At 64.1% G+C, this 11,779-nt stretch carries 13 protein-coding genes and 1 pseudogene; 10 read left to right on the top strand and 4 right to left on the bottom strand.

Features of this window, described 5'->3' with window-relative positions; genetic code table 11:
* Positions 1-43 precede the first annotated feature (43 nt).
* Entirely contained in the window at positions 44-508 is a 465-nt protein-coding gene (locus tag ACFE99_RS14920; protein ID WP_375486556.1) for a nuclear transport factor 2 family protein, read from the bottom strand.
* Between the two features lie 19 nt (positions 509-527).
* Complete coding sequence (locus tag ACFE99_RS14925; RefSeq protein WP_375486558.1) at positions 528-1,112, bottom strand: carboxymuconolactone decarboxylase family protein; 585 nt, start codon at positions 1,110-1,112, stop codon at positions 528-530.
* A gap of 152 nt (positions 1,113-1,264) precedes the next feature.
* Between ACFE99_RS14925 and ACFE99_RS14930 the strand changes: the two genes are divergently transcribed.
* The 3 genes from ACFE99_RS14930 to ACFE99_RS14940 all read left to right on the top strand — a co-directional run bounded on the left by ACFE99_RS14930 (position 1,265) and on the right by ACFE99_RS14940 (position 2,967).
* Positions 1,265-1,630, top strand: coding sequence for an LLM class flavin-dependent oxidoreductase (locus tag ACFE99_RS14930; protein ID WP_375486560.1), 366 nt, complete (start codon positions 1,265-1,267; stop codon positions 1,628-1,630).
* A complete protein-coding gene (locus ACFE99_RS14935; RefSeq protein WP_375486562.1) occupies positions 1,590-1,859 on the top strand; it encodes a hypothetical protein in 270 nt (89 codons plus the stop codon). Before ACFE99_RS14930 ends, ACFE99_RS14935 begins: the two co-directional genes overlap by 41 nt.
* A 445-nt stretch (positions 1,860-2,304) precedes the next feature.
* The gene (locus tag ACFE99_RS14940) at positions 2,305-2,967 is read left to right on the top strand and encodes a TetR/AcrR family transcriptional regulator (protein WP_375486564.1); all 663 of its coding nucleotides are present in this window, start codon (positions 2,305-2,307) and stop codon (positions 2,965-2,967) included.
* A gap of 515 nt (positions 2,968-3,482) precedes the next feature.
* Here ACFE99_RS14940 and ACFE99_RS14945 read toward each other — a convergent pair.
* Entirely contained in the window at positions 3,483-5,117 is a 1,635-nt protein-coding gene (locus ACFE99_RS14945; RefSeq protein ID WP_375486566.1) for a fatty acyl-AMP ligase, read from the bottom strand.
* A 701-nt stretch (positions 5,118-5,818) separates the two neighbouring features.
* Here ACFE99_RS14945 and ACFE99_RS14950 point away from each other — a divergent pair.
* The 4 genes and pseudogenes from ACFE99_RS14950 (at position 5,819) to ACFE99_RS14965 (ending at position 7,701) form a co-directional block, all read left to right on the top strand.
* On the top strand, positions 5,819-6,229 hold the full coding sequence (locus ACFE99_RS14950) for a DUF302 domain-containing protein (RefSeq protein ID WP_375486568.1): 411 nt from the start codon (positions 5,819-5,821) through the stop codon (positions 6,227-6,229).
* On the top strand, positions 6,226-6,840 hold the full coding sequence (locus ACFE99_RS14955) for a disulfide bond formation protein DsbA (protein WP_375486570.1): 615 nt from the start codon (positions 6,226-6,228) through the stop codon (positions 6,838-6,840). Before ACFE99_RS14950 ends, ACFE99_RS14955 begins: the two co-directional genes overlap by 4 nt.
* An 80-nt stretch (positions 6,841-6,920) precedes the next feature.
* Entirely contained in the window at positions 6,921-7,181 is a 261-nt protein-coding gene (locus ACFE99_RS14960; RefSeq protein WP_375486572.1) for a metal-sensitive transcriptional regulator, read from the top strand.
* 63 nt (positions 7,182-7,244) lie between these two features.
* Positions 7,245-7,701 (top strand): annotated as a pseudogene (locus tag ACFE99_RS14965) (MmpS family transport accessory protein).
* 676 nt (positions 7,702-8,377) lie between these two features.
* On the opposite strand, the gene ACFE99_RS14970 reads toward ACFE99_RS14965, so the two are convergent.
* Positions 8,378-8,743 (bottom strand): Lsr2 family protein, encoded by a 366-nt coding sequence (locus ACFE99_RS14970; RefSeq protein ID WP_375486574.1) that lies wholly within the window; start codon positions 8,741-8,743, stop codon positions 8,378-8,380.
* A gap of 1,157 nt (positions 8,744-9,900) precedes the next feature.
* Here ACFE99_RS14970 and ACFE99_RS14975 point away from each other — a divergent pair.
* The 3 genes from ACFE99_RS14975 to ACFE99_RS14985 form a co-directional block, all read left to right on the top strand.
* Complete coding sequence (locus ACFE99_RS14975; RefSeq protein ID WP_375486576.1) at positions 9,901-10,245, top strand: hypothetical protein; 345 nt, start codon at positions 9,901-9,903, stop codon at positions 10,243-10,245.
* Positions 10,242-10,832: a hypothetical protein gene (locus ACFE99_RS14980; protein ID WP_375486578.1), complete on the top strand. Its 591-nt coding sequence runs from the start codon at positions 10,242-10,244 to the stop codon at positions 10,830-10,832. The genes ACFE99_RS14975 and ACFE99_RS14980 overlap by 4 nt, the downstream gene beginning before the upstream one ends.
* Positions 10,833-11,228: 396 nt before the next feature.
* Positions 11,229-11,779 (top strand): DUF4192 family protein (locus tag ACFE99_RS14985; RefSeq protein WP_375486580.1); only part of this gene is annotated, 551 nt, incomplete at its 3' end.

Genomic DNA, 11,779 nt, shown 5'->3' on the forward strand with positions numbered 1-11,779 from the left:
CGACGAGTGGCCACGCTCGTAGCGCGCCCTTCCTCGGTGGCCGTCATTGAGCTACCTCTTTCGCCGTTGCGGAAAGACCCAGCAGACCGGCCACCGGGGAGCCGGGAACGTGGCCTTCCACCTTGGCTTTTCGGCGGGCAAAGCGCCAGCCGTCGCCAGTGCGGATGACTTCGTCGCGATAGGTTCCCCAGTGATCCAAGCCGGCCGAGCCCACGAGCTGAAAGCAGGCATAGGTGCTGGCGCTGCCGTCAGGGCGCGGCTCGATGTACACCGAGCTCAGATGGTGGCGTGCCGGCAGGAATCCCGCCGCGCTGAAGGCGGCGGCGGTGCGGTCAAAAAAGTCCCGGATCGCTTCAAGTCCGATGAGCTCTTCGGTGTTGGTTAGGAAAACCGCGTCAGCGGCGAACAATTGGGACAGTTCACGCGTCTTGCCGCTGTCGGCGAGGTACTGATAGGTCGCCAACAGGCTGGCGACACCGATCCGGGTGCGCAGCTCGACGTCGTCCACAGCCGCTACCTCCTGCGAATCAGCCTGACGCGACAACGGACTTCGACCGCCAGGGCGCAAATGGCTCACCGGTGCCGCATCGAAGCCCGTCGGGCAGGTCGTCGGCGACATCCCAGGTGGCGACCATCCGGCCGAAGCCGACCATCGTCGCGCAATGCAAGCCAAGCTCCACCAACTCATCCTCGGTGAAGTGCTGTCGCAGCTCGTCGTAGACCGTGCCGTCGATCGCTAAGTGGTTGGTGGCGAAAAGATCCGCGAAATTCAGGGCGCTGCGCTCTGCCGCCGACAGATCGGCGGCCTCGGCGGGACGTTCTAGAGAACACACGGTGTCTTCGGTGACTCCGTCATCGATGGCGCTGCGGTAGCGGATGGCCATGCAGCTGCGGCATTGATTGTGGAAGGCGATGCGCAACCGGATGAGTTCGACGAGTCGCGGCGACAAGGTGCCGCTTGTGCGGAGCGCCGACTGCAACGCCAGAAACGCTTTTGCCGCTTCGGGCCGGCGGGCGAGGATGGCCCCAACGGCTCGGTTGATCCGATCTCCCTGTGCCAGAGCCGATGTGATCGCCGACGATGCCGCCGGCGACGATGCGATGCGGGCCATGGCGACTCTCCTCAACAGCGTATTGACGCTATTCACAACTTCGCCCGACTAACCGTACGCTGTAATGTTATGCCTATCACAGGCTCCGATGAGGGTCAATGGCCTAACCAAGGCGATGGAAAGCGCTAGTGCCTCATCTGGTTCTGTCTAAGATGCGGCGGCCGCTCTTCGCGACCACCGCCTCGGCCGAGTTGGCGACCAGCATGCTCGACATCTGCCAGTGGGCCGATCGGCTCGGATTCGATTTGGTGTACTTCGGTGAGCACCACGCAGCCGACGACGGCTACTTGCTGTCGCCGCTGGTCGCTTCCGCGGCGGCCGCCGGCCGCACGTCGCGGATGCGATTGCGTCCGATCCTGCTAGTCCTGCTTTACCACCCGCTGCGGCTCGCCGAAGACATCGCAATGGTAGTCCTGCTCAGCGAGCGGGCGGATGACTCCGGTTTTCGCGGCCGGATACCGGCGGGCGGAGTTCGAAATGTTCGACGTTGCGCTGCGGGACCGGCGCCGTCGGGCTAGTGAAACCGTCGAGGTATGCAAACAGGCATGGAGCGGAAAGCCGTTTGACTTCCGCGGGCACACCGTGCAGATCACCCCGGCACCCGCCAGCAGCCGCGCGTGCCGATCATTGTCGGCGGTGCGAGCGAAGCTGCGGCGCGCCTGCGGCTCACCTCGCCGACGGCTTCGACCCTGCCGAGCTGAGCGCGTGGGACTTCTACCGCGACGAGTGCCCAAAACTCGGACGTGACCCTGGCCCATGGCTTACCGGCGGACCCTCATTCCTGCACATCACGCATGACCCAGACGCGGCCTGGGCCAAGATCGGCCCACACCTCCTGGCTGCCACCAACAGCTAGGCGCGGTGGCTCGCCGAGTCCGAACACGGCTCGAATGCGTGGTACCCAGCGCTGGAATCCGTCGACGACTTGCGATCCCGCGGTGCTTATCAAATCGTCACCCCGGCCGAATGCATCCGCATCGCCCAGCAGCTCGGGTCGCACGGGCATTTAATTCTGCGCCCCCTCTTCGGCGGCATCGAACCGAAAATCGCCTGGGGCAAGTCTGCAGTTGTTCGAGACCGAGGTGCTGCCCCACATCGAGGTCACCACCGTCCACGCGGTGACCACCGCAGACACTCAACCTTCCGCTGTAAAATGATCCGACGTACATGATCAACGGGCGGAGTTGACTACGTGCCTGATGGCCAGCCTGGGAGCGCCTCGCCGACGAACGACAAGCGAGGCAAGCGCCCTGCTCTCACGGAGGACGAAATCGTCGGCGCCGCGCTACGCGTTATCCGCAGCGAGGGCGTCGAGGCGCTTTCGATGCGCAGGCTCTCACGCGAACTGGGCCGTTCGGCGATGGCCGCCTACTGGTATGTCGAAGACAAGCAACAGCTGCTCAATCTCGTCGCCAAAAAGATGCTCGCCGAAGTTCCGTTGCCGAATCCCAGCTCCGGCTCATGGGAGGAGAGGCTCCGCAAAGTGATCGCCGCGATCGATGCCAAGCTGCGCCAGCACCCCGGCATTGCCGAGATCCTGCTGCAGCGGATGCTGTCCACCGATCGCCGCTTGATGAACGGCATCTTCGAAATTCTGCAATCGGCCGGATTCGAAGGCCCCGAGGTGTTTTTGTCCTACGCGATGATCCACACGTACTTATTCGGCCGCTACCAGGTGGTGCTGCATGCCGACGAGCTGCCCGATCAGCAAAACCGGCCCAACGACCTCGAAGATACTGTCGGACGCCTCGTGCCACACTTGGAGCGGCTTCGTGGGCGCGATTTCTTCTCCTACGGCGTCGACACCATCATCGCCGGACTGCAGGCCCGCCTGGACGCGAAATCGCTGGCGTGACAGTGCGGTTCTTGATGGCCGGTTCAAGCATCTCCCCACGGGTCGTCGAGCAGAGTGCAAACGCAACATCGCCCGCCTGCTCTTTCGACGCACAGCGCGGTTAGCCGCTTCCAAGGGATCTCCGGGAGTCTCCTGCAGTCGGCACCCCGCTTGCTTACCGTTGCCGTGACCGGTCCAGTCCGCGATCTTGGTATCAACTTCTCACATCGGTCGCAACGACAATGGCGTGTCGTCGAACTCAAGTCGTTCGAAACGATCACCTGGTTACTCACCTCGCTTTCCACCCTCGTGCTTTGCGTTGCACAATTCCCGTGTGTTGCAGCGACTCTGCTGCGCGCCACCGTGACTGAAATGTCCACGATGACCAACCCGACGCTTTTGCCCGACCTGGTGAGATCGATATATAGCGTTGTGCCGCGGCAAAGCCATCAGTACGTCTGCAGCGCAGCGTCTCGGTTTCTAAACACTCCAAGACGCCCGCCAGCCAAGCGCTAAGTGCGCAGTGTTGGCCCGGGTCAGGTCACCAGACAGGTGGCGTGCGCGCGACGCAGCTTGCCTGATGGGGTTTTTGGGATGGTGCCCGGCGCTAAGACCACCACCCTTCGGGGTCGCATATCGACGTCGCTGACCACTTCGTGGGCCACGTCGTGGCGGATGCGGCGCACCTCGGCGGGGTTTTGCCAGCCGTTGGATTCGAGAGCGACAGCGAAGGTTTCCCGGGAGCCGCCAGGATGCAGTCGTACCGCAACAGCGCAGCCTGGCCGAACGCCGGCCGCGCGGCACGCCGCACGCTCAATATCGGCGGGATATATGTTGCGGCCGCCCATGATGATCACATCTTTGAGCCGGCCGCAGACTACGACGTGGCCGTCCTCAGTGAGGTAGCCGACATCTCCGGTGTCATACCAGCCTCGCGCATCTTGGGCCGCGACGAAGCCTCCCGTTGTCATGTAGCCCGAGGTCACCGGCTCACCACGCACTTCGATGACGCCGATACAGCGCGGCGAGAGCACCCTGCCGTCCTCATCGACAATCCGCGCCTGCATCCCGGGCAGCGGCGGGCCCAGGGCAGCTAGCCGACGGGTGCGGCCCGTGGCTGCGGGTACGGCCCGGTGCAGCACGGCGAGCAGTTCGGCGTCGACCTCATCGACCACCAACCCGGCGCCGCACTTAGAAAATGACACCGCCACCGTCGTTTCGGCCATCCCGTAGGCCGGCAGGATCGCCCCGGGCCGCAGCCCAAACGGCGCGCCGGCTTCGATGAGATCTTCGACGTCGCCGGGTTGGACTTGCTCGGCTCCCGATAAGGCCCACCGCAGCGTCGACAAGTCGAACTGGCCGGGCCGGGCCTGGTTGCGCAGCCGCTTGGCCAACAGCGAGTAGGCGAAATTAGGCGCCGCGGTCATCGTTCCCCGGTATTTATCGATGAGCGCGGGCCACAGCAGTGTGTCACGCAGGAAATCCATCGGCGTGATCTTGACTAGTTCGGCCGCGAAATACATTGGCACCGTGAGGAACCCGGTCATTCCCATGTCGTGAAACAGCGGCAGCCAGCTCACGATCACGTCGCTCTGCAGGTCGTACTCGGCGCCGATGAACATGGCCTCGGCGTTGGCGACGACGTTGCGGTGGGTGATAACCACCGCCTTGGGAGGTCCGCTGGAACCTGACGTCAATTGTAAGAACGCGACATCGTCGTCGCCGACATCAACCGGGTCGAGCGGGCCGCACTGCAATAAGTCCGCGGCGGTCACCACCGTAACGCCGCGCTCTTCCAGCACCGGGATCGCCGCCCGGAAAGGATCGGAGACCACGACGGTCTCGGCCTCGATCATGTCGATGACCGTCACGGTGTCTTCGGCCCAGACCGTGAAGTCGGTGCGTGGCGTGGGCTGATGCAGCATCGTCAGGCTTGCGCCGCGCATCCACACCCCCTGAGCCGTGGGTGCGATCTCACCGGGCGCACCGGCCAGCACGCCGACCGCATCGCCGTGCCCGACACCGGCCCTGGCCAGCCCACCCGCGACGCGCCGGGCCTGCTCGTGCACCTCGGCCCACGTATGCCGTACCGGAGCACGCGGCTCGCCGGTCACCATCCCGCGCGAGCTGGCGTAAGCGTTGTTGTACATCGTGTCGGTAAATCGGCTCACCGCAGCCCTTCCCCGTCGGGGTCAGCCGGCGAAACCAGTTACGCCGGGTCCGAGGATGGTAACCGCGAACACTCGTGGCGTGAAGGGCCGGCCATGCGTAAGCGCGAATTCAAGACTGTTGGTCTATGTCCGAGGCTGTAGTCCACAAGAGCCCTCGACCCGAGCATATGTAGACCCCATCGCAGCCACGGACTGGTGCAGCTAAACCGGGGCCTTTCCATCGGGCCTCGCTTTCGAGCTTGTGTACGTGTTCGTCGTGACCAATCTGCCGGAAAACGCCGGCGAGCGAGGAGAATGGCAGAAGTCTTCAGCGCATAGAGACTCGAAAGATGTGCTCTCCCACGCCGGGTGTTCGGCAACCGCCATCATGCACTCGGCGTGGTCTTCGAAGTTCGCATTGAGACGATCCCGCTGGCCGGGCGGCACGCATTGCCACGCAGGTCAGATCCTCGGGCAAGCATCCGCTCGACTGGAAGCCCGGCCCACTATATACCGGCCCGGGTATAAGTTATGCTAGGTCGGTAGATACCCGGGCGGGTATACGCGGGGTGGCCGATGACCGCAGGACAGCTGCCATCGATGCGGGCCAGTTTCTCGACAACCGCTGCGGCAGCGCGCGTGGGTTCATGGTTCGCGCATCGGGCAAGCGTGGCCGCGTTTGCGGTTCACCAGTAGGCAACCGGGAGCAGGAAGGGGAACCCATGTCCATTGCAATTGCCACGTCGGTCGACATGGCCGACTTCGAGAAGGTTGTTGCCAGGACTCGGGAAGTATTGGAAGACCACGGGTTCGGTGTCTTAACCGAGATCGACGTCCAAGCGACTCTCAAAGAGAAGCTGGGAGAGTCGACGGAGCGGTACCTGATTCTCGGTGCCTGCAACCCGCCGCTGGCGCACCGCGCCTTGTCGGCGAACAAGCAGGTCGGATTGCTGCTGCCCTGCAATGTCGTAGTCCGCGAAGATGTGCAGAACCCGGCAACCGTGCACATCGAGGCGATGAACCCTCGGTTGCTGGTAGAGGTCGTCGACGATCCGACATTGTCGTCGGTCGCCGAACAAGCGACGCGGCAACTACAGGCCGCGGTAAACACACTCACCGAGGAACTGCGATGACCACGATCGAGCTCTACGTCGACCCGGTATGCCCGTTTGCCTGGGTGACGTCGCGTTGGTTGCTGGATGCGGCCACCGCCACCGGATGTAGTGCCACCCTGCGGCAAATGAGTCTGGCAGTGCTCAACGACGGAAAAGACACGGCGCCCGCGCAGCGGGCCAAACTCGAGTGGTCGCGTCGTCTGGGCCGGGTATTCGCCGCGGCGATGGATCAAGGCGGACCCGCAGCCTTTGGCGACTTGTACGAAGCCTTAGGTGCCTTGCTACACAACGGCGGCCGGGACATAACCGAGGGCGCGGTCAAGGAGGCATTGACGGCGACCAGCTCCAGTCCAGCGCTGGTCGACGCGCTCGACGACCCGGCATGGGATGACGCGGTGCGCGCGGCTCATCAACGCAGTCAGGATGTGCTCGGCGGCGATGGCGGTAGCCCCATCATCGCCGTCGACGGCACGGGATTCTTCGGGCCGGTGCTGACAAGTCTTCCCCCTCGGGACGCCGGTGCCGCGTTGCTCGACGCCGTGGTCACCGCAGCATCGGTTTCTGAATTCGCAGTGCTACAACGCCCCTATCATGGACCGCCATCGACGGCCGGTGGGGAGAGCCGGTGATGTGCCATGCATTCGGTGCCGGACCGGTGGCCCACTGACTTGGTCACGTTAAATCACTCCAGCGGAAAGAAGGAGTAACCATGGCTTCCGCCGACACCGACGCAATGGAACTGGTACTCAAGCGGTTACGGCGCGCACAAGGACAACTCGCCGGGGTCATCGCGATGATCGAAGCGGGCCGTGACTGCAAGGACGTTGTCACGCAACTAGCTGCTGTTTCCCGTGCGCTCGACCGCGCCGGTTTCAAGATCGTCGCCACGGGCATGCGGCACTGCATCACCGGTAGCGACACCCAACTCACCGAAGGTGAGCTCGAAAAGCTGTTCCTGTCTTTGGCCTAAGGACGTACCGCGTCCTTGGGGTCCCGGCGGTGTCTCGGGTTCGGGCCCAGCGGGGAGGCTCCAGTGCTCACATTTCTCAAACGAGCATGGGTAGCGCTCGTCGTCGTGGCCGCGGTCGCCCTCAGCGGTCTTGCCGTTGACCGGCTTCGCGGTGTCTTTGGCTCTGAGGAGATCTTTTCTGCGACCGGCAGCAGCGCCGAACCGCTTGTGCCGTTCAATGTCAAGCAGGTGACGTACGAGGTTTCCGTCCCGACGGCACACGCGGAGCCGTGAGCTATTTGGACAGCAATTCCCAACCGGGGGAAGCGAAGTTCACCAGCCTTCCCGGACCTACACGATCACGACGACGACACCGTCGGTTATCGCCAACGTGGTGGCGCAAGGCGACAGCGACAACATCGGATGCCGCATCACCGTCAACGGTGAGGTCAAGGACCAACAATCCTCCCGCGGTGTCCGCGAGACCCCAACTTCGCGGCGGCCGCCGAGACTGACCAGCCCCAAGCCCGCAGCTCCATAACCGCTGACGCTTAGCCGACTGCGGACGCCGACCCGGACCCTTCCTCACCCGACGAGACGCTGACAAGACAACCTCCAGAACCTAGAGAAGTGTTGCGACACCCCCTAGACCACCCGGCAATCACCTGCTCACTTTTCGACCGGAACTGACAAACGTCCAGCCATCGCCCTGGGTCGCTCACCCGCTCAGGCAGTGGTATAGCAGCTACAGTAGCCCGGCTAACAAGATTCTCATCTTCGTGGCGGATCCGCCTTTTCGACGTCCACCAAGATGAGAATTCCGCCGTGGTCAATGAGAACATACACGTGGTGAAACGTGCTGCCGCCAACATGGTTTTGGTTGTTTTGGCTTCTGGCCCTTCGATTGTGGCCGGCGGACCGCTGCCCGCAAGGCCACGGCCTTCGCTGCGCTCGCTTCGCTTCGGGCCCAAGGGCTCGCAAGGTTTTCCGGGCGCTCGCCGGCCCGCCGGAAAACCTTGCGCCCGGACCTGTGCGCTTCGCGGCCCTTACCGGCTCAATTCTTTAGTGCCCAGAACGCCAAAGGAAGGACTGGACAAGCTCCATTACCGAAGGGAATGGCGGAGAACCGCAGCCACCGCGAGCACGATAGCCGCCTACCGGGACTGGCGCTTCCGCGTCTGCACACCGTCGTCACAGTTGAGCTGTCACCGGCGGCCTCATCGCGCGTGGACGGCGTGGTAAGCCTCGATCACATCTGCTGGGATCCGGCCCCGCGCGCTGACCTGGTAACCGTTCTTTTTGGCCCAGCTGCGAACAGTTGCCAATTTCTCCCGCGTTACCTTTCCCCGGCTAGACCGACCACCCTTGGGCGCCCGACTCCTGGGTTTGCTGTTGCCGCCGACCTTGGTCGCCGATTTGATATAGGGCGCCAGCGCCTTTTCCAACTTGGCCACGTTGGTGTCGGTGAGGTCAATCTGGTACGTCGCTCCCCGGAACGCGAACTCAACGCGCTCACCTTGGCCCTCAGCAATTTCCGTGCCGTCGAGATCATCGATCAACTGCCGAATGATCCGCTCCGCCATTGCGGTCTCCTTCCCTCACCACAGCAATCCCACGCTACGCCGGCTCAACCCCCGCGCATCGTATGCGAGCAGCCCGGATGCTCCACGGAAATCTATCGTGGCCCGGACCTACAAACGTCCTCTATGACGGTAAGTCGGCAACAGCAGCCGGCCAGGCTGCCGGTGTGCAGGGGGTGCGGTGTCCGACACCAGCGCAGTGCGGGGGGAACTCGTCGGTGCAGGACCACGCAGCTGACCGCGCTGCCCACGGCATGGATTCAGTGCTATTGATCGGGGCCGTGGACGCCACCGGACGGACACCTTGGTTCACCGTATTCCGGAGATCTTTCATCCTGCGCCACCAATCGATACATTGAGCGCCAACGGATTCCCGGCACGAATCGCACAAATCTTTGCCGGCGACGCTTGAACGACTGGCACCCCGCGGTGCACGGTCGGCAGCGGGCAGTCATACAGCGGGGTTCAACCGGGTTCCGTATCCGAGCCGCGGCGGCGCGTCGCTGATTGCCGGACAGGTCAGCGTTGAGGTTTAGCGCACGCTCGGCCACCGCGATACTCGCGCTAGTCAGATAAGCGATACGGGCGGGCTTGGCAAGCAAGGCCCTCGTAACTCCAGACGACCAACTGGATGCGTCGCACGCTAGGTTTGCAATGATTTCCGAAAAATTTGCTTCCCGGCCGCCGCCGTTCGCTTACCGATACCGCCCGGAATGCGGGCCGCGAAACCAGGGAAACAAGATATCTCTCGGTCTTATCGCTCAGCTCAGCACCCAGCGTGGCTCCTCACACGCGGTAAAGAATCCTCCGTTTTCCATGGATAAACGATTAGGGAAAGCCGCGCCAAACACAGTGAGAATTTGTTAAATGCGTTGCTGCATCGGCAAAGTAACGATAGAATGATCAAGAAGAATCGCCCCGCTCAATTCGAGCCAATCAGGTTGCGTAATGGATGCCGTCACTGTTTATTCAAACCCTGCTTTCGCGCAATGCGATGCCACATTCCGCGCATTGGAACCGACGGAATTCGCCACACCCTTGTCGACATCCGTGAGGACGTCGACGCCTTGGGCTTCGTGCTTATCCCGGTCTATCGGTGACCGTGTCAAGCCGGCGGTTGGTCACAGTCAAGCTTCCCGAATCACCAACGAAGACAAGACATGCATCAACTGACCATCGACCGCGGCGGCGAAATCACCGTCAGCGGCCACGCCGACTTCGACGACGCCTACCGAGCGTTGCTCAACTACGTCATCAATGCGGACTTTTACCTGCACCGGGTCGGCACCGCCCGCACCCGCACCAGTTACGAACTGATCAAACCGCCCGACATCGACGCCGGCGACTGCGAAGAGTGGCCGCGGCGCCGGCCCGTGCGGGCGGGGCACGCCACCATCGAACAACGTCCGGCACATCCCGCCGATCCCCTCGAGACGCCGCCTGCCGCACCTCGCGGCGCTGATCTGGTGTACACGCCGCCCACCTCGCGCGACGAGCCGTCGTGAGCGCCGACCGGGCCTTGCACTTAGTGTCCGAAGCCGACAACCGCGACACCGACGAGTGGCGCGCCGAAACTATTGCGCGGCAATGGGATCCCGAGCATCAACTGGTCGGGGCGCTGATGTGGCTGACCGCGACGCGAGCCGCCCCCATTCTGCGGCTCGTCCCCGACAGCGCCATCTGGCAGCCCATGACCCGGTGGGCCTACGAAATCATCCGAAGCCTCGTGGATGCGGGCCGTGACCCCGACCCGGTGACCGTGCTGGCCAGCGCCAGGCACCGCGCTGAGCGCGGTGCATTACAGCCCGACCAGCCGCCGACCCCGGCGCGCCACCACCAATTGGCCGTGTATCTGGCCGCCGCCTACACCCAGACGGTGAGCCCGGAAGCGGCCGCCAGCTACGCCCGCGAAGTGCTCGACGCCGCCTACCGGCGTGCCTTCGGCCAGCACGGGATCCGCATGCAGCAGCTGGCCGAAGCCGGCGCAAGCCGGGCAGAACTCACCGAGCAGTTCGGCGCGATCCGCGACGAGCTGGCTCAGCTGTGGCGCCGCGCTGAAGCCGCCGCTAAACCGGGCTGGGACACGCCTTAACCGCCGACGCAACCGACCGCACGATCAGCGCGCGCTCCCGCCCAGGCGCAGCCGGCCACATCCCGAATCCACCAAACCGCCACCCACTCACCACCTTTTGCCGTTAGCGGCCGCCCAGTGTGACCGGCGGGGGCCCGTCGGTGTCAACCCAAGCCCGGCGGGCTCGCCCGTTCTGCGCTTCGCCGCGCTGATCGCGCGGCTTCGCTGCGCCCGTGCGGCTCCGGCGGCATTTTCGGCCCTACCCAGCTCGCGAGGGTGCTGCGCACCCGCTCGCGGCCGAAAATCCGCCTCCAGCTTTTCCGCCGGGCTCACCGGGGTTGACACCGCCACCCCGCCGGTCCCCCTCACAGCCGCGCCAACCGGCGTACCGATCACCTTCACGAACGGAGAACCACCATGGCCAAGCCCGTCATCACCCTGCACAGCCCCGCCGACATCCTTGCCGCCATCCCCGCGCTGGTGCGCTTCGTGCCCGACAACAGCGTCGTGGCCCTGATGTTCAGCCACGCCTCCGGCGGCCAGGTCCTCGACGTGCGCTGCGCGATCCGCTTCGACCTCACGATCAGCGTCGCGCAGGCCGCCGCGTTCCCCGAAACCTGCGGTCTGTCCGCCGAGCACAACGCCGCAGCGCTACTGGCGGCCATCTGCGAACCCGGGCTCGACCGCCACGCGCGCCAGGTCCTGAACACCGCCCGCGCAGCCCTGCACTACGCCGGCATCCCGGTGCTCAAGATGCTCACCACGGCTAGCCTCACCGAACCGGGCCAGTGGGTCGACCCCGACACCGGCGAGCACGGCCCCACCATCCCCTACACCGACTCGGTGCTCTACGGGCGCGCCGCCGTCGACCGAGTGGTGATCAACGCCTCACGCCGTGACATCGAAGCCGAGTTCGCGCCCACTGAACCGGCACCGCTACTCACCGTCGAGTCAACGGATTTCGCGCA

This window comes from uncultured Mycobacterium sp., assembly GCF_964249325.1.
GTDB lineage: Bacteria > Actinomycetota > Actinomycetes > Mycobacteriales > Mycobacteriaceae > Mycobacterium.